Source organism: Pseudomonas sp. 7P_10.2_Bac1 (assembly GCF_025465935.1).
In the GTDB taxonomy this organism is placed as follows: Bacteria; Pseudomonadota; Gammaproteobacteria; order Pseudomonadales; family Pseudomonadaceae; genus Aquipseudomonas.
The window spans coordinates 97,635-117,745 of sequence record NZ_JANLNV010000090.1; the positions used below are offsets into that span (position 1 = coordinate 97,635).

Sequence of the window (20,111 nt, forward strand, 5' to 3'; positions counted from 1 at the left end):
CGTGTGGCGGCTTGTCGTTTGAAAGCAGCAAACTTTTGTTATTTTCGGCGCTATGGGCTGCGGCGTAAAAACGGCATTTTGTTACTGCCAACAAGGTACTTGGCTTCAATGCAGTACCACCGCATAGAGGTCGCTTGGCAATCCATCGCAACCTCATGCTTAGGCAGCGACTACAGGGTGCTTGCAACACTACAACGAGATAAGGCCAGCGCTATCAATGCGATGATACTATTGCGCCAGCACCTGTTGAATGCATGTTTTGCCTATACGTTAGTCGCAGACGATTACTCGGGGCTGGGCTGGCAGGCTTTGCGCCATGTGTATTGCAGCTGCAAGATCGCCGCTTTGGCCATCTCTTGTTCCACTAACCTCGCGGGTTGCTCAAGCACGCTGAGCAACGCCTGGCTAGGTTTATCCATGACCGAGAGGGCTTGCTCGCTTGGCCCGCCCTGTCTGAACGCATTTGCCAGGCTTTGCAAATAGCGATCGCGTGCAGCCGCCAAGGCACCTTGGCTGTTGGTCAAGCATGCCCGTAGTTCCAGGAGTTCGTCGCCAAGGTCCAGCCCCAGCAAGCCGCGTGACCAGTGGTGGCGCCCGGTGGCATAGGTTGCGGTGTAACGTGAAAGGCGAATCAAGCGGTCTGCCATACGTCCACCAAACCAGCTTTCGGCTTGCTCAAGCGGGCGCACAGTCAATTGCGCCAGGTCGAACAGCAGCGCCTTGTACATACGCCGATAGTGGCGCTCACCGGGGTTCAGTTGGATGAGGCGAAACACCAGTACTGCGATGCCGCTGCCCATCAAGGTGGCAATTGCACTGTTCACAAAGGCGGCGAAGTCATAGGTCATCAGGTTACTGGGCCCGATGTTGTTCACAAAAAAGATGCAAAACGCCGAGGCCGTTGCTGCCAGCTTTGCTCGGCTCATGCATAACGAAGCCAGGAACAACGGCACACCCAGGCACAGGGCAAGCATGGCGAAGCTATCAAAGCCGGGGAGCAAGGCAAAGTGCACAACAGCGGCTACGGGGACAGAGATAAAGATCCCTTTTAAAAAGTTCAGGCTGGATTCAGAAGGGTTTTCTCTCGCAGCAAACAGGCTCAAGACCACCCCGCATATGGAGATGGCACCCAGGCCAGATGGCCAGGCCGTGTACATCCAGAATGCAGCGACAGCCAAAAACGCTACGGCGCAGCGCAAGCCCGCAAGCAGGCCTTGCTCAATGTCCTTGTGCCAGGACAAGGCGCCCGGCGCACCTGGCGGCACTCTCCCCTGCTCGAGGGCTTGCAGGGTGAGCGCGCTCTGATCGATCAGTCGCAAGAGCTGAGCCAATTCCATCAGGCAATAATGTGCCTCTTGGCTCAATGCGTGATCTTCCAGGGCCAATGCGATTTTTTGCGACAGCGCGGGTAAGTCTTGATGCCGTACTTGTTGCAGCGCCGCAGCAACTTCTTCTATCAACGGCAGTACACGCTCAGACTCATCGAGCATCAAACGCTGACGCGCAACGGCCCTGGCCGTACGCAACACGCTGAGCAGATCGCGACTGAGTACGCGCAAGGCTTGCGAGCGCCGACGCCCCACGGGGCCTTCAAACCTAGCGCTCGCATGCTGATTGTCGACCGCTACCAGTCGCCCCAAGGCCTCTAGCAACCCTTTGCGCTCATCGGTGCCCTGCAACTCTGCTGCGGCTGCTTGAAGCCCCGCCAGCCAGGCCGCTCGCCCTTGAGCCGAAAGCGCCTGCTCGGCGTGACGCGGCCATAGGACGGTACTCGCCACAGATGCACAAATGATCCCCAGACTGATCTCGATACACCGGGCCGTGGCATGATCAAACACCGAGAGCGGGTCCGAGACAGCCGGCAGCGCAATGATCGCGGTGGTATAGCCGGCCAGTACAAATCCATAAGAAGCGTGGTTGCGCAACAATGAGGCGCCTGTGGTGCACATCGCCAACCACGTTGCCATGGATATCAGGAACAGCAATGGCGACTGGCCAAACACTGCGATTAGCGCAACTGAAGACACGCCTCCCACCAGCGTCCCCACCAATCGGTAGGCCCCCTTGCCCAATACCATCCCACTGGTGAACTGGCCAACAATGAACACCGTCGTCAGCGCCCATTGCGGCTGTTCCAGATCGAAGATAAAGGCCAGATACAACGCCACTCCACCGGCGATCATGTTACGCAGCGCAAACAACAGATCATTGCGCGAAGGGACGAGAATTGCCTGCCAAAAATCTGATAACTGAATGGAAAGTGCCTTCATGACGACTCTATAGATAGCCTGCTAATGATTAGGATGGTATCTATCTCCGTTAGAAAAGCCAATTCTGATCTTAAGCCCAATGCCACCTGATACCTGGCCCTGACAGCTTAGACCAGAGCCGCTAGTCAGCATCGGGTGTTGCCCAAGCGCTGGGCGAGTGAGCCGGTGTCGTATTTGCTCAGGTAGTGATTGCCGCCCAATTCGCGCACGTATCGCAGTGGCCAGATTCATGGCCGATCTGGGCGATAAACGCGGCAGTACGCTGGGGGCCAATGATCTGATAGCGAATCATGGCGGTGTTGATGACGGGTACAAAAACGCCGGCGAGTGGGCCGGCGTTTGGGAGGATCTGCAGGAGCTGCTTTTCGCTAATCGACATGCTTTTCTCCAATAAAAAAACCGCACAAGGCGGGCCAGTTGGTGGTTTATGTATTGATCGGTCAATCGCCTGTATGCAGACAACCCCCGATAGTCGGTGGATGATTCCTCTGTATGCAGGTGTAGTATGTTGTATTACACATCACTACACCGAGGTTCCCATGCCCATTATGTCTCTGCGCCTTCCTGACGAGATGGCAGACACGCTCGCTCATTTGGCCAAGGCAACCGGCCGCAGTAAGTCCTTTTTAGCCATCGATGCATTGCGCGATTATTTAGCGCGTGAAGCCTGGCAGATAGCCGAGATCCAAAAAGCCATTGAAGAAGCCGATGCGGGTGATTTTGCCTCTGAGAATGAGGTCGCCGTGACACTGAACAAATGGTCTGCCAATGAGGGTTGAGTGGCTAAGGACAGCACTCAAGAATCTGGATGATGAGGCTACTTACATCGCCGTGGAAAACCCTCAGGCCGCTATCGAGTTCGTTAAAGCCATTAGGGCGAGTGTTGAACAGTTGTCACAGTTCCCCTCCATAGGCCGAGAAGGCAGGTTACCGGGCACGCGTGAATGGCCACTGCCGAACTGGCCTTATGTGATCCCTTACCGAATCAGGCTGGGTAAGTTGCAAGTACTGCGAATTTTCCATACACGCCGCCTTCCGCCCAGCAGTTGGTAGCACTTACAACTCAACGATTTTCAGTGGCACCACTGGCTTCAAACCACTGGCCTTGGCTTTGCCTTGCTTCCCCCGTTGCATTCAACGGTAGTACTCCAGCCGCTTTGAGTGAATACGTGCTCAACCGAATCCACCAGGTACTCGCCATCGAGCCCCGTCTTGAAGCCTTGGACGTTGATGCTGCGCTCGGCGAACAGGTGGGTGCGCCCAGGCATTTCCAGTCGAACAGCAGCGGTAGAACGGTTGAAGGCTGTCAGCCGAGCTTTGGCCGCTTGTTCGGCGGCAGATTTGTTTGGGTAGATATGCCGGTCGGTGTGCGCGGGGGGCAGTCCCTCAGGCGCGTCTTCGTTGTTAAGGGTGATGATGTGCAACTGGCCGGTGCTTGGGTCCTGATGTTTGGTCATCACCGCTTTGTGGGCGCTGCGATCGGCTAAACGAAACTGCCATCGGCTTACGTCGCTGCGGGTCAATGTGACTGCGCCCAAGAACTTGCCGCTTGCGCTCTGCCCCGCTTGGCGCGGAATAACCAGTAACATGCCATCGGCCACTTTGGCGGTGCAATCGTATTGCTTGGCCAAGCGGGTAATGAAGTTGAAGTCTGACTCGCTCAGTTGATCAGCCCGGGGCACTTCGGTCGTCACCGGGCAGATGGGCAACCAACCATTTCGCACTGCCACGTCGTTGACGATGCTGCCCAGGCTGACGCCTTCCCAACTGCCACTGCGTGTGGTTTTGCCGCTGCCGCGCATGTCGCTGGCTTTGCCTCGGATCACCAACGTGTCGGGTGGGCCTGACAGTTCAACTTCATCAACGGTGTAACGGCCTAAGCGGGTCAGCGCTTTACCGATATAGCCGAGGAATATCTCGATGCTGGCCCCGCGATTTGGCAAGGAGACGGCGCTGTCGCGGTCATCGATGCGCAGTTCAAAGTCGTCGGACTCCATTCCGGGTTTGTCAGTGGTGCGCAGCAATAGCAGGCGGTCATTGATCAGGGACGGGATGTCAGCGCCGTCTGCGATGGTGCGAAAGGTGGGGGTCATAAATACTCAAAATTAGAAAATTCCCACACAAAACACAGAATCAAGGAAGGTTTAAAAAAAGCCCAAACAGGCTAGTTTCGCCGCTCGCCTTCTGTCTGCTTGTTGCCACAGTAGCCTTGCCCGCTTATTTATTTGTGAGTACGATAAAATTAATGATCGTTTTCGGCGATGCTAAGCGTCAAGCCAACCTTACCAAGCATGGTCTTGACTTGGCAGATGCTGGCTTGGTGTACGACGCGCCGAACAAGATCACACTCTGCTCGCCTCGACAGCATGAAGATCGGCTGCTGGACATCGCCATGGTCGAGGTTATGGGGGTCATTCTGGTGCTGGTTTACGTGGAACGTGACCAGGATATTCGAGCTATTTCGTTACGCCGCGCTTCAAAACAGGAGAGAAAACACTATGCAAACCTCCAGCAAGACTGATTGGGAACGTGTCCAGCGTGAAGCCGCTGCCGATGAGCCGGTAACGCCAGAGACCGTTGAGTTGTATGACCCCAATGATCCGGCAGCCGTTGATGCGTTCTTCATTCAAGCAACTGTCCGTCGTCGAGGCGAACGTGGACCACAAAAAGCTCCGGTCAAAGAGCGGGTCACGCTGCGGCTTTCTCCAGAGGTGGTGGACTACTTCAAAGCGGGTGGTAGCGGCTGGCAAACTCGCCTGGATCAAGCACTGCAACAGTATGTGCAAAAGCACCAGAGCTAAGTGTCACCCCCACAACACCAACCCCTCCTCACTCGCCCCCACCACATCCGACAAGTGAATCACCACCCCGGCCCGATACGGCTGCACCTCATCTGCCAGCCCTTGGTTGGCATCGAGCACGGCTTCGACCGTGCCGTTGAGGTGGCCGTAGTAGTTTTGGCAGAGGGTGTCGAGCACGTCGCCGCTAGCGGTTCTGCAGGTCGTCGCCATAGCGTACAAACTCCAAGGTAAAGCCCTGTTTACGGGGGATGCCGCCTGCATGAAGGCGCTTTGTTCTTCTTCCATATTTTTTAAACACCAGTTGCCCTGTGCATGACGAAGCACTTAAAAACTCGCCAAATAATGACTATGCCAAGCCTATTCACCTATCACATCTGCTAGGTATACAACCACCAAACTCCCTGATAAACACTAGAAGCACAGCATCTTCAAACAGGTCTTAATGTATGCCAAATCTTCTTTGTTACTATCAGTACGATCCGCTTGATCGATTAACTGGATCAAACCTAAATAAACATTCAAACAGACAATATTTCTATCAAGAAAACCGTCTAACATTACACTTACACAACAAGATGCCAACGAGTATCTTCCGCTACGGAAACTTACCTCTCGCACAAAAAAACACCTCCCAAAATACAACAGATTTATTTATTAACGACAGCCACAATTCAACATTACACACCACCAGCCCCGACATTAGAAGAATCATCTCTTACACTTGCTATGGCTACAACACACAACTAACAAATTCAAATTGCTTACTGGAGTTCAGTGGAGAACACAGAGACTTCTTTACTCAACACTACATTTTAGGTAACGGCCACCGTGCCTACAACCCAGTATTGATGCGTTTCAACACACCCGATAACTTAAGTCCATTTGACAAGGGCGGGTTAAATGCATACGCCTATTGTTTAAACGATCCGATTAATCGTAGCGATCCTAGTGGTGCAGCTTCTTTACTGGACCGAGTACTGCGCTATTTCCCCATATTCAGAAGAAGCAGAACACCTATTCAATACAAAGCAATTGGCGCGACGCGTGTAAAAAAAACATCCTCACTTATTGATCATGATGCCGACCCTTTTTATGATATCGCCGCAGATGTTGTTCTGAAGGGTAATCTAGCACTCAAACGCACTACAATCACAGTCCCAAAAACCGCAGATGATCTCAGCATACTAAATCAGCCAAACACAACCCACAAATACGTGCTCAACAAAAATAACGACTTAGCGATAGCTTCCTACCCTAAGGGAGACCCAGCGATAGCACCCTCACATCCGAGCATCACAAGATACATCTCAAATAAGTTAGGGCTGAACAATGATGTAATCAGCGCTGGCTACATAGTCAACACCAATAACGGATACATGGTTACCAACCACTCAGGCCACTACAGACCTAAAGCCAAACATACATCTCTTACAACTTTAAAACTAAAAAGTTTGGGCGCCCAAGCATTTTCTAAAAGCTTCGATTTGGCGCAGGAGATTAAGGTCGTGAGGGGAGCTTAGTGTAAAGATACTATTCAACCCCACAACATCACCCCCTCCTCACTCGCCCCCACCGCATCCGGCAAGTGAATCACCACCCCGGCCCGATACGGCTGCACCTCATCGGCCAACCCTTGGTTGGCATCGAGCACGGCATCGACCGTGCCGTTGAGGTGGCCGTAGTAGTTCTGGCACAGTGTATCGAGCATGTCGCCGCTAGCGGTTCTACAGGTCGTCGCCATAAAGTACAAACTCCAAGGTAAAGCCTAATGCCAGTCAGTTAAGAAAAAATAGCGCGCCCCTGAGATGAGGAAGCGCCGTTTTTATTGAGCCTCGTCGCCAATCTGAACTATAAAAAAATATTCGTTCAGGGTCTTAACTGACAGGCATTAAGGTAAAGCCCTGCTTTAGCGGGATGCCGCCTTGCAGGAAGGCGCTTTGTTCTTCGTTGATGTTTTCCAAACACCAGTTGCCCAGTACGTCGCCGTAGCCATTAGTTAGGCCCAGTGGCTGGAGCTGGAGCTGGAGCCGATGCCGATGCCGATGCCGCGCAGGGTGACGCGTAGTTTGAGGACGCCATTGATACCGTGGTTTTCGCACCTTAGAGTGGGATGCGTTTGATGCCCAAGAGAATCTATACCAATCCCAATTTAGCCACTATGCCAATACAAACCATCACCACTAAAAGAATTAGCCCGGACCATTGTAATATCACCAACTTACGTTTAAGTACCGCAGGAAACCCCCGTAAATCCTCAGCATTTACACTCCCGCGCTTAAGGTAAAAAGCGGGAAATGTTACAACACTAGAAATACTGCCAACCAACACCAACTTGCCCCATGGGCCTCCTTGTCCGAGTGAAAAAAAGGTTTTGATTAGCAGACTATTTTTCAAGTGATCCTGCATTAGATTCATCTGTGTATATGCAAGGTGCAAGCACACACCGATCCAAAGAAATATTCCTCCAAAATCGATTAACCCTACTGCTAAAAATATTTTATCTGCAGTATTCAAACTCATCGGACTATCTCATAAATTTTGTCAGCCATTGCTTCCCCGGCGGCACCACCTATGGCTCCAGCCGTAAAAGATCCGACTCCTACCACAAGCACACCACAAACTAATGTGCCAACTCCTGCAGTTGGTACACCGAGCCCAACACATATCCCGGCAACGGCTGGGGCTGTTAAAAGCGCACCAGCTAATGCCCCGCCCCCCATCCCACCCGCAAAATTACCCGCTTCAGTAAACTTAACTCTCTTGCATGCCTCAGTATTACCCGCCGCACAGACATCTTGGACCTTCATGTACGATGCCCCGCCACCAATACCCGTGCCAATCCATCCACCGTATTTGAGATATTTAGCAGCCTTGGACACACCTTCAATATGGGTGGCATATCCCGGTATTTGATCGGGGCCACCCGCTGCCGTCCAGCGATGAACCAAGCTTCGAGTAGAGATCCCGAGCGCACTTTTTAAATTTGGATGGTCCGGAAACCCTATGCCTTTACGGGTTAAAGCGGTCAAGTTCGTGTTGAGTTTTGCCAACAGCCGCTTACACTCTGCAAAAAATTCTGCTGAGCGCAGATGTCCATCCGTTTGGAATGACCGTATGTGCAGCGCTTCAATGTCTTTAAACAGGTTTTTTACGTCGTCCAGGTTCTTGGCAAACATCGCCTTCCCGATCCCGATTGATGTGGCACCATGGGCTAAAAGGGTTTCGATCTCGTCACGATGCCGAACCATAAAGTTGGCCTCTTCCGGACTAAGCGCTTTTACCGCCTCATTGGCTTTGGCAGCGGCCGCCATCAATATCGCTTCTTCACGGGTGCATTGCAGGTTGTTGGGATCGCTCAACACGATCATCGAACCGGCATTGACAGTGCTCAGCCCGGGGTTGAGTGCATCAAACTTGCTCATCACTGCGGGGTATTGCGACGAGAACAACGCAGCCTTTAACTGATCGACTGTCGTACTTTTGGGAACAACATAGAAGCCCGGCTCTTGCAGTGGCTGCCTGAACTCTGGCTTTGAGACTGGGAGTGGTTCTCTCTCCCGCTCAACGGGGCTATGAAAACTGCCGGGCCTGCCTTGCCCCGTAGATGGATAGCGCCTATGCGGATGATGCGCTCGCAGCCAATGAATGAAAGTTACTCAAGCCAGCCAATACTTTTACCTAGAAGCCACATTAAGAACCCTAAGCTAAGCAGCACTATTCCGCCCCATTGAAGAATTACCAATTTACGCTTGAGCAGTATGGGAAAAGTGCTTAAATCGTCCAGGCAAACACGCCCGCGTTTGACGTAAAAACTGGGGAAAGTAACGATCCCTGAAATACTACCGACCAGCAGCAATTTACCCCAAGGGCCACCTTTTCTTAACTGGGTTAAATGTGTGACGACAGAACTATTTTTTAAATGTCGCAACATTAAATCCATTTTTGTATATGCAATGCGAAGCGCGATGCCTATCCAAGAAAATACGCCGAGAATTACAGCACCACACAGGTATCCGAAGAAAGACTCAGCAGTATTCATTTAATAGCTTCATAGATAACCTCTCCAGCTTTCTCGCCTATAGAGCCAAACACTTCACCGCCAACATAAGATCCTGCCCCCACAACTACCACGCTACAGACTACTGTACCCACCCCGACAGTTGGTACGCCAATCGCTAAGCATATCCCGGCGACGGTTGGGGCCGTTAAAAGCGCACCCGCTATTGCCCCCCCCTCCAATCCCGCCAGCAAAATTACCCGCCTCAGTGAACTTAACCCTCTTGCACGCCTCAGTATTACCCGCCGAACAAACGTCTTGAACCTTCATGTAAGAGGCAGTTCCACCAATACCAGTGCCAATCCAACCACCGAGCTTAAGATATTTGGATGCCTTGGACACACCTTCAATATGGGTGGCATACCCCGGAATTTGATCTGCACCACCGGCCAACGTCCAGCGGTGAACCAAGCTGCGGCTGGAGATCCCGAGCGCACTTTTTAAATTCGGATGGTCTGGAAACCCTATACTCTTACGGGTCAAAGTGGTCAGATTTGTGTTGAGTTGGGCCAGCAAACGCCTACGCTCCGCAAAAAAGGCTGGGGACCGTAAATGTCCATCCGTTTGGAATGAGCGAATGTGCAATGCTTCGACTTCTTTCAAAAGCTTTCTTACATCATCCAGGTTCTTGGCAAACATTGCCTCGCCAATACCTATTGCTGTTGCACCCCGCGCAATAACAGTTTCGATTTCATCGCGGTGTCTGGCCATAAAATCAGCCTCTTCCGGACTAAGCGCTTTTACCGCCTCATTGGCTTTGGCAGCGGCCGCCATCAATATCGCTTCTTCACGGGTGCATTGCAGGTTGTTGGGATCACTCAACACGATCATCGAACCGGCATTGACAGTGCTCAGGCCGGGATTGAGTGCATCAAACTTGCTCATCACAGCCGGGTATTGCGACGAGAACAACGCAGCCTTTAACTGATCGACTGTCGTACTTTTGGGAACAACATAGAAGCCCGGCTCTTGCAGTGGCTGCCTGAACTCTGGCTTTGAGACGGGGAGTGGTTCCCTCTCCCGCTCAACGGGGCTATGAAAACTGCCGGGCCTGCCTTGCCCCGTAATGTGCGCATACCGACCCAAGTTGTCATCGCTTAACGGACTGAAGGGGTCAGCGTCGACCAGCAACAAGTCTCCGTTTTCAACAGCCTCTACGATTTGTTGGTCACTCATTGGCCGACCGAACACATCAACATGAAATAAGTTAAGAGGCGTATGGGGCAAATGCAAAGCACGCTCGACGTTCGCTTTTGCAAAAAATGGTGATTCTATATTTCTGAAGCTAATTCCGAGTCGTTCGCGATCTTGTCGACGAATAAGGCGCATGCCGTATTTTCCCTAATTAAAACTGACCGCGCCGATCGATGCTGGCCAACGTATTGAAGAGCGCGGACTGTATCGGCCAGTTCTGGCAAGGATCTGTCAGATCTTTCCTTTAATTGAGAAAGCTTTATCTATTTCATGCTCGGCCATTTAAAAACGATGCCGTTTGCAGTCATCACCCATTCGGCAGGCGTGCATCACCGCCAAGGCTGACAGACATGTTTGATCAATACGTGATTAGCAGATGATTCTTAGTCAGCCAGAGTCGTTGTTTAAATGACGAGAAGCTTGCTTCGCCTTTAGGATGTAACCAACTCTAGCTAAGGCGACCTGCAAGAAAATTATTTGAGGATCAGATGGTTTGCTAGAAGCCAACCGCTTACTTGCAATCCCAAGACTCGGACCAGCTACTTTTGTGCTATTCCAAGCATCTGCGGTAAACACCACACAATGATCTTAAGGATCTGGGTTGGCACACTGTCCCACCCAAGCACAGCACCCAAATTACGCTATAAAAAATGCTCCTTGCGGAAGCGATCCCCAAATCGCAGACAACAAAAAAGCCCCGTAGACATTAATCTACGGGGCTTTCGTATGTGGAGGCCGAAGCCGGAATCGAACCGGCGTGGGCGGATTTGCAATCCGCTGCATAACCATTTTGCTATTCGGCCATTGCGCTTGATGTGTGCATCTTGAACATCAAAAACAATGAAATTTGCGACTTGATCGCTACAACTCTTTGATTCTTCAGCCATTCAGGTAGTTGCCCCGAGCTGATGGCGCGCATTATGTACTAGAAGATCGAAGCTGGCAACCCCCTGAATTCTAATAATTTTTAGCGCGAAAGATCGCCGCCTTGTTCCTTCTACCACTCTCTGTGCGAAGGTGCCTGGGCTCTCTCAAGGCGTGATCTGGGCCTGTGCAACGGTTTTAAGTGATCTCTTTTTTGCTGCTCGAAGCACCGGGCACCCACAGCAAATCTCGCGAAACACAGGACGAGTCCGAATTCCTACCTTCAATAGAATTTATCCCTGCCCCAGACAGGGAAAGGGCTGACTTCAATCCTCAGGTTGCTCACGTAGAGTCTCGCCGCCGTTAACGAACGGACTGACAAATCTCTTGGAGCTTCAACATGAAAAAAATATGGATGCCCGCCGCCCTTGTTGCCGCAGTTCTGGCTACCAGCGGTTGCATGAGCCACAACGTTAGCCAGCCAAACGCTCCAATCGCGGGTACTGTGACTGCCGACCTGAAAGCCAATATTGATGTTGGTGGCGAGATCACCGGCCAGTCGTCTTCGGACATTCTGTTCGGCGTGCTGAAAATCAGCGGCGACAGCGAGTTCGCTGATGGCGTGACCTATGGCGGCCCTGCTCCTGCTTTCAGCCTGCCAGACCCAGTATCTGCAACTAAAGCCGCGGCGGCTTACAAAGCTGTCAAGAGCTCGGGTTCGGATTTGATCGTCGCGCCTCGTTACGCAGTGTCGGTTGAAGATTACTTCATCTTCAAGAAGGTGAACGTGACGGTTACTGGCAACAAAGGCACCATCAAAAACATCCGTTAAGCGGTGTACTGCTTCAGGTCTGCTGTGTAACCGCACTTGCTCGGGCTGATTCCCCAGTCAGCACATACCCTGTTCAAGCCAATTGACCTAATGATTGGTCTGGACTGCGATCGAACGGTCTACAGCAGCCTGACTCGGCGGGACACTTGTCCCGCCACCTTGCTCAAATAACCACATTGCGTATAAAGCGAACTACTTCATTGCCGTCATTGTGATAGGAGTGCGGTTTGTTGCTGGCGTACATGTAAAACTCCCCCGCACTTAAGGTGAGCGACTGCTCGTCAATCACTAACGTCAAGCGCCCTTCAAAAACGTATAACTGCTCGCTCCACCCATCGGCGTCCGCCTGCGAGTGGTATTCGTCGCCCGGCTCCAGGGTCCACTCCCACAACTCAACCTCTTTGCTGGCGACGGCTTTGGCCAGTAAGACCGCCTTGCTGGTGGTACTGGTGCCTGCCCAGGCCAGTTCGTTGATGCGGCTCGCGTCAACCGAGCCCGGCGCCTGGATCAAGTCACTGAACCCCACGTTCAATGCCTCTGCAACCCGATCCAGGGTGCTCAGGCTGACGTTTTTCTCGCCTGCCTCTATGGCGACAAGCATCCGCCGGCTCACGCCCGACAAATCAGACAATGCACTTTGGCTAAGGTGCGCGAGCAGCCTCAGGCGTCGGACATTCTGGCTGACGTGCTGCAGTACCGAGGCTCGTTGGGCTGAACCTCGCTGCGACGGATCTGAATGGGGATTTTCATTGGGCACTATATTGCTCACTCTATGGGGCTGCGCAGTATACTGCTCAGCTTTGGCGCATTGTGCGTCTCTCATCTTGTGGCGTGCAAGGTTATGTCTACGTTGAAAACATTCAAACTCGGGTCTTTTACTTCTCGTTTCAGCAAAGCTGAATGTGTACTGATTCTGATCACCATGGTTTGGGGCGGTACCTTTTTGCTGGTGCAGCATGCATTGACGTCCAGCGGGCCGATGTTTTTTGTTGGCCTGCGGTTTGCGGCAGCGGCAACAATAGTTGCTTTGTTTTCCTACCGCAGTTTGCGCGGCTTCACGCTATTGGAACTTAAAGCCGGTGTATTCATTGGTACGGCGATCATGTTCGGTTATGGCTTGCAAACCATTGGCCTGCAGACTATCCCCAGCAGCCAATCGGCCTTTATCACTGCACTTTACGTGCCTTTTGTCCCTTTGCTCCAATGGCTGGTGCTGGGCCGCCGACCGGGCTTGATGCCGAGCATCGGCATTGTGATGGCCTTTACCGGCTTGATGTTGCTGTCCGGGCCCAATGGTGCATCGCTGAATTTCAGCCAGGGCGAAATCGTGACCCTGATCAGTGCAATCGCCATAGCCGCAGAAATTATCCTGATTAGCGCCTATGCTGGAAAAGTCGATGTGCGACGGGTGACCGTGGTGCAGCTCGGCACGGCCTCTATTCTGTCGTTCTTGATGGTCGTACCCACGGGCGAAGCCATTCCTGATTTCTCCTGGCTGTTGTTGGCCAGCGCGGTAGGCCTGGGCGCTGCGAGTGCTGTGATCCAGGTGGCAATGAACTGGGCGCAGAAAAGTGTTTCACCGACCCGCGCCACCCTTATTTATGCCGGTGAGCCGGTATGGGCCGGGATCATCGGGCGCATTGCGGGTGAGCGTTTGCCCGGTATCGCCTTGGTCGGGGCCATATTGATTGTTGCAGCCGTGATCGTAAGTGAGTTAAAAACAAAGGGTAAATCGCCCAGCGAGACGGATGAAGAGGCAGGCAGGCAAGCCTGCGAGTGATGTCGCATCACCCCCGTTCACCCGGTTAAACGTCTTCATCGGTAACAACCACACATGGCCCGCTCGCTCCTTCGGGAGCGGTGCACGCTTAACACAAGCGCGTCAGTAAGGATGACACTCGGCTCGTTGTTAAAGATTTGCACACATTTTGTAGGATTCCTCTACAGATCCGCTGTTGGTGATCGTCAAGTCGCCACGTATGATCGCTCACAAACTCCTGCAGATTAGAAGCCTATGTCCCTGATAGTTCTACTGCTTCTGCCATTTATTGGCAGCTGTCTGGCGGCTGTTTTGCCGCACAACGCACGTAACAGTGAATCAATGCTCGCCGGCGTGATCGCTCTGATCGGCGTCGTTCAAGTTGCCCTGCTCTATCCACAAATCGCCCATGGTGGGGTGATTCGTGAAGAGGTCATGTGGTTGCCGAGTCTCGGCCTCAATTTCGTCCTGCGTATGGACGGATTTGCCTGGCTGTTCTCGATTCTTGTACTGGGCATTGGCGCTCTGGTGTCTTTGTACGCCCGTTATTACATGTCTCCAGAAGACCCTGTACCGCGCTTTTTCTCTTTTTTCCTGGCGTTCATGGGCGCGATGCTCGGGCTGGTGATCTCGGGCAACCTGATCCAAATGGTGTTTTTCTGGGAGTTGACCAGCCTCTTCTCGTTCTTGCTGATCGGCTATTGGCACCATCGCTCTGATGCCCGGCGTGGCGCTTATATGGCGCTGATGGTCACGGGCGCCGGGGGGTTGTGCTTGCTGGCAGGGGTCATCCTGCTCGGCCATGTCGTCGGCAGCTACGATCTGGATGCCGTACTGGCCGCCGGCGACCAGATCCGCGCTCACAATCTGTACCCCATCCTGTTACCGCTGATCCTGATCGGCGCCCTTAGTAAAAGTGCCCAGTTCCCGTTTCATTTCTGGCTGCCCCATGCCATGGCGGCGCCAACCCCCGTATCGGCTTATCTGCACTCGGCGACCATGGTCAAGGCCGGGGTTTTTCTGTTGGCGCGCCTGTGGGCGCCGTTGTCCGGTACCGAAGAATGGTTCTGGATCGTCAGCGGCGCCGGGGCTTGTACGCTGGTGCTTGGCGCGTACTGCGCGATGTTTCAAAACGATCTCAAGGGCCTGCTGGCCTATTCGACCATCAGCCACCTGGGCCTGATTACCCTGCTGCTGGGCCTCAACAGCCCATTGGCCGCGGTAGCAGCGGTGTTCCATATCCTTAACCATGCGACCTTCAAGGCCTCGCTGTTCATGGCTGCCGGGATCATCGACCACGAAACCGGTACGCGGGATATTCGCAAGCTCAGCGGCTTGTTCAAACTGATGCCGTACACTGCAACGCTGGCGATGGTGGCCAGTGCCTCGATGGCCGGTGTGCCGCTGCTCAACGGCTTCCTGTCCAAAGAGATGTTCTTTGCCGAAACCGTGTTCATCAATTCCACGGCCTGGGTTGAAATTGCCCTGCCGGTGATCGCCACCATTGGCGGTACGTTTAGCGTGGCCTACGCGCTGCGCTTTACCGTTGATGTGTTCTTTGGCCCGCCCGCTACCGACTTACCGCACACCCCGCACGAGCCGCCGCGCTGGATGCGCGCCCCCGTTGAACTGCTGGTATTTACCTGCCTGATGGTCGGCATCTTCCCGGCGCACACCGTCGGCCCTCTGCTTGCTGCGGCCGCGCAACCGGTGGTCGGTGGCGACCTGCCTGAGTACAGCCTGGCCATTTGGCACGGGCTCAATGCGCCGATGATCATGAGCCTGATCGCCATGTCCGGCGGTATCGTGCTCTATGTGCTGTTGCGCAAACAGCTCAAGCTGGATCGTTTCCCGCTGCCGCCGCTGATCAAGTACTTCAATGGCAAACGCTTCTTCGAGCGCAGCATGGTGGTGCTTATGCGCTGGGCGCGACGCATCGAGCGACGCATCAGCACTTTGCGCCTGCAAACCCAGTTGTTCCTGCTGGTGCTGGCGGCAGTGATTGCCGGGCTGATCCCTATGCTCTACAGCGGCCTGAGCTGGGGCGACCGGCCAAACATTCCAGGTTCGATTGTCTTTGTGACCCTGTGGCTGCTGGCGATTGCTTGTGCCATTGGCGCTGCCTGGCAAGCCAAGTACCACCGTCTGGCCGCCTTGACCATGGTCAGCGTGTGCGGCTTGATGACCTGCGTGACCTTCGTCTGGTTCTCGGCGCCGGACCTGGCCTTGACCCAGCTCGTGGTTGAAGTGGTGACTACGGTGCTGATTCTGCTGGGCCTGCGCTGGCTGCCTCGACGGATCGAAGAAGTGTCGCCACTGCCGGGGACTTTGACCAAGGCGCGTATTCGTCGTCTGCGCGACTTGCTGTTGTCGATCGCCGTTGGTGGCGGCATGGCCGTGCTGTCGTACGCCATGTTGACCCGGCAAACCCCGAACCACATTTCCTCGTTCTTCCTCAGCCGTGCGTTGCCTGAAGGCGGCGGCACCAACGTGGTGAACGTAATGCTGGTGGACTTCCGCGGCTTCGACACACTGGGTGAAATCACCGTACTGGCCGCCGTAGCCCTGACCGTGTTCGCCCTGCTGCGCCGCTTCCGCCCCCCCAAAGAAAGCATGCAATTGCCTGCCCAGCAGCGCTTGCTGGCCAAAGACGTGGTTACCGACCTGGTCAACCCTCGCAGCGCCAGCGATACCGCGCTGGGCTTCATGATGGTGCCGGCCGTGCTGGTGCGCTTGCTGTTGCCAATTGCGTTCCTGGTGTCGATGTACCTGTTCATGCGCGGCCACAACCAGCCGGGCGGCGGCTTTGTCGCCGGCTTGGTGATGTCGGTGGCGTTCATCCTGCAATACATGGTGGCAGGTACGCAGTGGGTCGAGGCGCAAATGAGCCTGCGTCCGCTGCGCTGGATGGGCACCGGCTTGCTCTGTGCAACCTTGACCGGCCTGGGCTCGCTGCTGTGGGGCTATCCGTTCCTGACCACCCACACCGCGCACTTCAGCTTGCCGGTGCTGGGTGAGATTCACGTGGCCAGTGCGCTGTTTTTTGACATTGGCGTGTTTGCCGTTGTGGTCGGCGCAACGCTGCTGATTCTCACAGCGCTGGCTCACCAATCGGTACGTGCACATCGTCCCGCCCTCCAATCCAAGACGGGAGCTGCCTGATGGAAGAAGTTATCGCTATCGCTATCGGGGTGCTCGCCGCCTCCGGTACCTGGCTGATCCTGCGGCCTCGAACCTTTCAGGTAGTCATGGGGCTGTGCCTGCTGTCGTATGGGGTCAACCTGTTCATTTTCAGCATGGGCAGCCTGTTCATCGGCAAGGAGCCGGTGATCAAAGAGGGCGTGCCGCAAGACCTGCTCAACTACACCGACCCGCTGCCCCAGGCACTGGTGTTGACCGCAATCGTCATCAGTTTCGCCATGACCGCGCTGTTTCTGGTGGTCTTGTTGGCCTCTCGCGGCCTGACCGGTACCGACCACGTGGATGGCCGGGAGCCTAAAGAATGAATTTGATGCCGCATCTGATTGTCGCGCCCATTCTGTTACCGCTGTTTACCGCTGCGTGCATGCTGTTGCTGGGGGAAAAACATCGCCCGCTTAAAGCCAGGATCAACCTGGGCTCGACGCTGATCGGGCTGTGCATTTCAATCACCTTGCTGCTCTGGACGCAACAAAACGGCAGCCCGGCCTCGATTGGCGTCTACCTGCCGAGCAACTGGCAAGTGCCTTTCGGCATTGTGCTGGTGGTTGATCGCTTGTCGGCGCTGATGCTGGTGCTCACCGGGGTTATCGCCAGTTGTGCCCTGATGTTCGCCATGGCCCGTTGGGATCGCGCCGGCTCCAGCTTTCATGCGTTGTTCCAGATCCAGTTGATGGGGCTGTACGGCGCCTTTCTCACCGCCGACCTGTTCAACCTGTTTGTATTCTTCGAGGTGCTGCTGGCCGCCTCGTACGGCCTGATGCTCCATGGTTCGGGCAAAGCCCGGGTGTCATCGGGGCTGCATTACATCGCGATCAACCTGCTGGCCTCATCACTGTTTCTGATTGGCGCGGCGTTGATCTACGGCGTCACCGGCACGCTGAACATGGCCGACCTGGCGTTCAAGATCCCCATGGTTCCCGAAGCCGATCGCGGCCTGTTACACGCCGGTGCGGCCATTTTGGCCATCGCCTTCCTGGCCAAGGCCGGTATGTGGCCACTCAACTTCTGGCTGGTGCCCGCCTACTCCTCGGCCAGCGCCCCGGTGGCGGCGCTGTTCGCGATCATGACCAAGGTGGGGATCTACACCGTATTGCGCCTATGGACGCTACTGTTCTCGGGCCAGGCCGGAGCTTCGGCCTACTTCGGCAGTGACTGGCTCATCTACGGCGGCATGGCGACCATTGTCTGCGCGGCCATTGCCATACTCGCGGCCCAGCGTCTGGAGCGCATGGCCAGCCTGAGCATTCTGGTATCGGCCGGGATCCTGTTATCAGCCGTAGGCTTTGCCCAGCCAAATCTGATATCTGCCGCATTGTTTTATCTGGTCAGCTCCACCTTGGCGCTGAGTGCGTTGTTCTTGCTGGCCGAGTTGATTGAACGTTCGCGCTCCTCCAGTGAATCGCTGATCGAAGATGATGCCGACGCCCTGCCCGCCCTGGTTGAGCCACCGCCGCGCGGGACCAACCTGGACGACGAACAAAAAGTGGTGGTCGGGCAAATCATCCCGTGGGCGATGGCATTTTTGGGCTTGAGCTTTATCGGCTGTGCCCTGTTGATCATCGGCATGCCGCCGCTGTCGGGGTTTATTGGCAAATTGGGCCTGCTCAATGCCCTGCTCAATCCAGCCGGGCTGGGCAACGACATCCACACACCGGTTTCAACTGCAGCCTGGTGCCTCTTTGCCCTGCTGATCCTCTCGGGTCTGGCCTCCCTGATTGCCTTTTCGCGCATGGGCATCCAGCGTTTCTGGACACCACTGGAACGGCCATCACCGATCCTGCGGCGCCTCGAATGCGTGCCGATCGTGTTGCTGCTTGGCGTGTGTGTAGCGCTGACAGTCAAGGCCGAGCCGCTGTTGCGCTTCACCCAGGCAGCTGCCGATACCCTCAACAACCCTGAGCGCTATGTGCAGGCGGTGATGGAATCCCGTCCGGTGCCGGGCCCTGATGCCAAAGCCGCGTTGCAGGAGGTGCAGCCATGAAGCGTTTGTTTCCTGCCCCGTGGTTGTCCCTGGCGTTGTGGGTGCTGTGGTTGCTGCTCAATCTGTCACTGAGCGCGGGCAACCTGCTGCTCGGTGCGGCGCTGGGCTTTCTCGCCCCGATCATGTTCGCGCCACTGCGGCCACTGCCGATCAAGATTCATCGTCCGGGGGTGATCCTGAAGCTGTTCTTTCGGGTGGGGGGCGACGTCATCATGTCCAACATCGCCGTGGCGTGGGGCGTGCTCAACGCTGGCCGTCACCCGCCACGCTCCCGGTTCATCAAGGTGCCGCTGGACTTGCGCGATGCCAACGGCCTTGCGGCCTTGTCGATGATCACCACAGTGGTGCCGGGCACGGTCTGGTCCGAGCTGGCGCTGGACCGCAGCGTACTGTTGCTGCACGTCTTCGACCTGGATGACGAAGTGCAGTTTATCGAGCACTTCAAATCGGCTTACGAGCGCCCTTTGATGGAGATCTTCGAATGAGTGCCCTACTCTCCAATGCCATCCTGATCAGCCTGTTCTTCTTTAGCCTGGCGATGGTGCTGACCGTCGTCCGCCTGTTCAAAGGCCCTTCGGCCCAGGACCGGGTTCTGGCGCTGGACTACCTGTACATCGTGGCCATGCTGATGATGCTGGTACTGGGTATTCGCTATGCCAGTGACACCTACTTCGAAGCCGCCTTGCTGATAGCCCTGTTTGGTTTTGTCGGCTCGTTTGCGCTGGCCAAATTCCTGCTGCGTGGTGAGGTAATCGAATGAATTCCGTCAGCGAGCTGTCGCTCTGGATCGAAATACCGGTGGCCGTGCTACTGGTGCTCAGCAGCCTGTTTGCGTTCTGTGGTGCCCTGGGGATATTGCGCCTCAAAGACTTTTTCCAGCGCATGCACCCGCCAGCATTGGCCTCGACCATTGGCGCCTGGTGCGTGGCGCTGGCCTCGATTCTGTATTTCTCGGCGCTTAAATCGACGCCCATCATGCACGCCTGGCTGATCCCGATTCTGCTGGCGATCACCGTACCGGTAACCACCTTGCTGCTGGCCCGTACCTCGCTGTTCCGCAAGCGTATGGCAGGCGAAGACGTACCGGCTGAAGTCAGCAGCGGTGGCCGCAGCGAGGGTGGTAGCTGAAACCACTGCCTATGGGAGCGAGCT

21 protein-coding genes, 1 tRNA gene and 4 pseudogenes are annotated in these 20,111 nt (G+C 54.9%); 13 read left to right on the forward strand and 13 right to left on the reverse strand.

Going from position 1 to position 20,111, the window contains the following annotated elements; all coding sequences use genetic code 11:
* Positions 1-284: 284 nt before the first annotated feature.
* Positions 285-2,270, reverse strand: a complete 1,986-nt coding sequence (locus NTD86_RS21760) for an FUSC family protein (protein WP_262205371.1) — start codon at positions 2,268-2,270, stop codon at positions 285-287.
* A 134-nt stretch (positions 2,271-2,404) separates the two neighbouring features.
* Positions 2,405-2,649, reverse strand: a pseudogene (locus NTD86_RS21765) (glycoside hydrolase family 19 protein); the annotation flags it as partial.
* 160 nt (positions 2,650-2,809) lie between these two features.
* Between NTD86_RS21765 and NTD86_RS21770 the strand changes: the two are divergent.
* A complete protein-coding gene (locus NTD86_RS21770; RefSeq protein WP_262205372.1) occupies positions 2,810-3,049 on the forward strand; it encodes a CopG family ribbon-helix-helix protein in 240 nt (79 codons plus the stop codon).
* Positions 3,039-3,323 carry a type II toxin-antitoxin system RelE/ParE family toxin gene (locus tag NTD86_RS21775; protein WP_048391434.1) on the forward strand — a complete coding sequence of 95 codons (285 nt, stop codon included), beginning with the start codon at positions 3,039-3,041 and terminating at the stop codon, positions 3,321-3,323. Before NTD86_RS21770 ends, NTD86_RS21775 begins: the two co-directional genes overlap by 11 nt.
* Before the next feature lie 3 nt (positions 3,324-3,326).
* Here the strand turns inward: NTD86_RS21775 and NTD86_RS21780 are convergent.
* Positions 3,327-4,363, reverse strand: a pseudogene (locus NTD86_RS21780) (phage late control D family protein).
* A 152-nt stretch (positions 4,364-4,515) separates the two neighbouring features.
* Here NTD86_RS21780 and NTD86_RS21785 point away from each other — a divergent pair.
* Positions 4,516-4,791, forward strand: a complete 276-nt coding sequence (locus NTD86_RS21785; protein ID WP_262205374.1) for a BrnT family toxin — start codon at positions 4,516-4,518, stop codon at positions 4,789-4,791.
* On the forward strand, positions 4,769-5,071 hold the full coding sequence (locus NTD86_RS21790) for a BrnA antitoxin family protein (protein ID WP_262205375.1): 303 nt from the start codon (positions 4,769-4,771) through the stop codon (positions 5,069-5,071). The genes NTD86_RS21785 and NTD86_RS21790 overlap by 23 nt, the downstream gene beginning before the upstream one ends.
* A gap of 3 nt (positions 5,072-5,074) precedes the next feature.
* Here the strand turns inward: NTD86_RS21790 and NTD86_RS21795 are convergent, their stop codons facing one another.
* Entirely contained in the window at positions 5,075-5,281 is a 207-nt protein-coding gene (locus NTD86_RS21795) for a tail protein X (RefSeq protein WP_262205377.1), read from the reverse strand.
* Positions 5,256-5,377, reverse strand: a pseudogene (locus NTD86_RS21800) (phage tail protein); the annotation flags it as partial. The gene NTD86_RS21795 and the pseudogene NTD86_RS21800, both read right to left, overlap by 26 nt.
* A gap of 140 nt (positions 5,378-5,517) precedes the next feature.
* Between NTD86_RS21800 and NTD86_RS21805 the strand changes: the two are divergent.
* Positions 5,518-6,591 carry an RHS repeat-associated core domain-containing protein gene (locus tag NTD86_RS21805; protein WP_262205379.1) on the forward strand — a complete coding sequence of 358 codons (1,074 nt, stop codon included), beginning with the start codon at positions 5,518-5,520 and terminating at the stop codon, positions 6,589-6,591.
* A gap of 14 nt (positions 6,592-6,605) precedes the next feature.
* On the opposite strand, the gene NTD86_RS21810 is transcribed toward NTD86_RS21805, so the two are convergent.
* The 7 genes and pseudogenes from NTD86_RS21810 to NTD86_RS21840 all read right to left on the reverse strand — a co-directional run bounded on the left by NTD86_RS21810 (position 6,606) and on the right by NTD86_RS21840 (position 11,125).
* Positions 6,606-6,812: a tail protein X gene (locus NTD86_RS21810; RefSeq protein ID WP_262205380.1), complete on the reverse strand. Its 207-nt coding sequence runs from the start codon at positions 6,810-6,812 to the stop codon at positions 6,606-6,608.
* 133 nt (positions 6,813-6,945) lie between these two features.
* Positions 6,946-7,089, reverse strand: a pseudogene (locus NTD86_RS21815) (phage tail protein); the annotation flags it as partial.
* A 115-nt stretch (positions 7,090-7,204) separates the two neighbouring features.
* On the reverse strand, positions 7,205-7,591 hold the full coding sequence (locus tag NTD86_RS21820) for a hypothetical protein (RefSeq protein WP_262205381.1): 387 nt from the start codon (positions 7,589-7,591) through the stop codon (positions 7,205-7,207).
* The gene (locus NTD86_RS21825) at positions 7,588-8,493 is read right to left on the reverse strand and encodes a hypothetical protein (RefSeq protein WP_262205383.1); all 906 of its coding nucleotides are present in this window, start codon (positions 8,491-8,493) and stop codon (positions 7,588-7,590) included. The genes NTD86_RS21820 and NTD86_RS21825 overlap by 4 nt, the downstream gene beginning before the upstream one ends.
* Positions 8,494-8,723: 230 nt before the next feature.
* Complete coding sequence (locus tag NTD86_RS21830; protein WP_262205385.1) at positions 8,724-9,110, reverse strand: hypothetical protein; 387 nt, start codon at positions 9,108-9,110, stop codon at positions 8,724-8,726.
* Between the two features lie 93 nt (positions 9,111-9,203).
* Positions 9,204-10,457 (reverse strand): hypothetical protein, encoded by a 1,254-nt coding sequence (locus NTD86_RS21835; protein WP_262205387.1) that lies wholly within the window; start codon positions 10,455-10,457, stop codon positions 9,204-9,206.
* A gap of 594 nt (positions 10,458-11,051) precedes the next feature.
* Positions 11,052-11,125 (reverse strand) — tRNA-Cys (locus NTD86_RS21840).
* Between the two features lie 461 nt (positions 11,126-11,586).
* Between NTD86_RS21840 and NTD86_RS21845 the strand changes: the two genes are divergently transcribed.
* Positions 11,587-12,018: a hypothetical protein gene (locus NTD86_RS21845; RefSeq protein ID WP_262205388.1), complete on the forward strand. Its 432-nt coding sequence runs from the start codon at positions 11,587-11,589 to the stop codon at positions 12,016-12,018.
* Between the two features lie 163 nt (positions 12,019-12,181).
* Here NTD86_RS21845 and NTD86_RS21850 read toward each other — a convergent pair whose 3' ends face one another.
* Entirely contained in the window at positions 12,182-12,787 is a 606-nt protein-coding gene (locus NTD86_RS21850; RefSeq protein WP_410017006.1) for a helix-turn-helix domain-containing protein, read from the reverse strand.
* A 72-nt stretch (positions 12,788-12,859) separates the two neighbouring features.
* On the opposite strand from NTD86_RS21850, the gene NTD86_RS21855 reads away from it, so the two are divergent.
* From NTD86_RS21855 to NTD86_RS21885, 7 genes are all read left to right on the forward strand, one after another.
* Positions 12,860-13,798, forward strand: coding sequence for a DMT family transporter (locus tag NTD86_RS21855; RefSeq protein ID WP_410017007.1), 939 nt, complete (start codon positions 12,860-12,862; stop codon positions 13,796-13,798).
* A 234-nt stretch (positions 13,799-14,032) separates the two neighbouring features.
* Positions 14,033-16,939: a monovalent cation/H+ antiporter subunit A gene (locus tag NTD86_RS21860; RefSeq protein ID WP_262205391.1), complete on the forward strand. Its 2,907-nt coding sequence runs from the start codon at positions 14,033-14,035 to the stop codon at positions 16,937-16,939.
* Positions 16,939-17,283: a Na+/H+ antiporter subunit C gene (locus NTD86_RS21865; protein ID WP_048369049.1), complete on the forward strand. Its 345-nt coding sequence runs from the start codon at positions 16,939-16,941 to the stop codon at positions 17,281-17,283. The genes NTD86_RS21860 and NTD86_RS21865 overlap by 1 nt, the downstream gene beginning before the upstream one ends.
* Positions 17,280-18,959 carry a monovalent cation/H+ antiporter subunit D gene (locus tag NTD86_RS21870; protein WP_262205393.1) on the forward strand — a complete coding sequence of 560 codons (1,680 nt, stop codon included), beginning with the start codon at positions 17,280-17,282 and terminating at the stop codon, positions 18,957-18,959. Before NTD86_RS21865 ends, NTD86_RS21870 begins: the two co-directional genes overlap by 4 nt.
* Entirely contained in the window at positions 18,956-19,444 is a 489-nt protein-coding gene (locus NTD86_RS21875) for a Na+/H+ antiporter subunit E (protein ID WP_262205394.1), read from the forward strand. The genes NTD86_RS21870 and NTD86_RS21875 overlap by 4 nt, the downstream gene beginning before the upstream one ends.
* Positions 19,441-19,719 (forward strand): K+/H+ antiporter subunit F, encoded by a 279-nt coding sequence (locus tag NTD86_RS21880; RefSeq protein ID WP_048369046.1) that lies wholly within the window; start codon positions 19,441-19,443, stop codon positions 19,717-19,719. The genes NTD86_RS21875 and NTD86_RS21880 overlap by 4 nt, the downstream gene beginning before the upstream one ends.
* Positions 19,716-20,087 carry a Na+/H+ antiporter subunit G gene (locus NTD86_RS21885; protein WP_262205395.1) on the forward strand — a complete coding sequence of 124 codons (372 nt, stop codon included), beginning with the start codon at positions 19,716-19,718 and terminating at the stop codon, positions 20,085-20,087. Before NTD86_RS21880 ends, NTD86_RS21885 begins: the two co-directional genes overlap by 4 nt.
* The last annotated feature ends 24 nt before the right edge of the window (positions 20,088-20,111 follow it).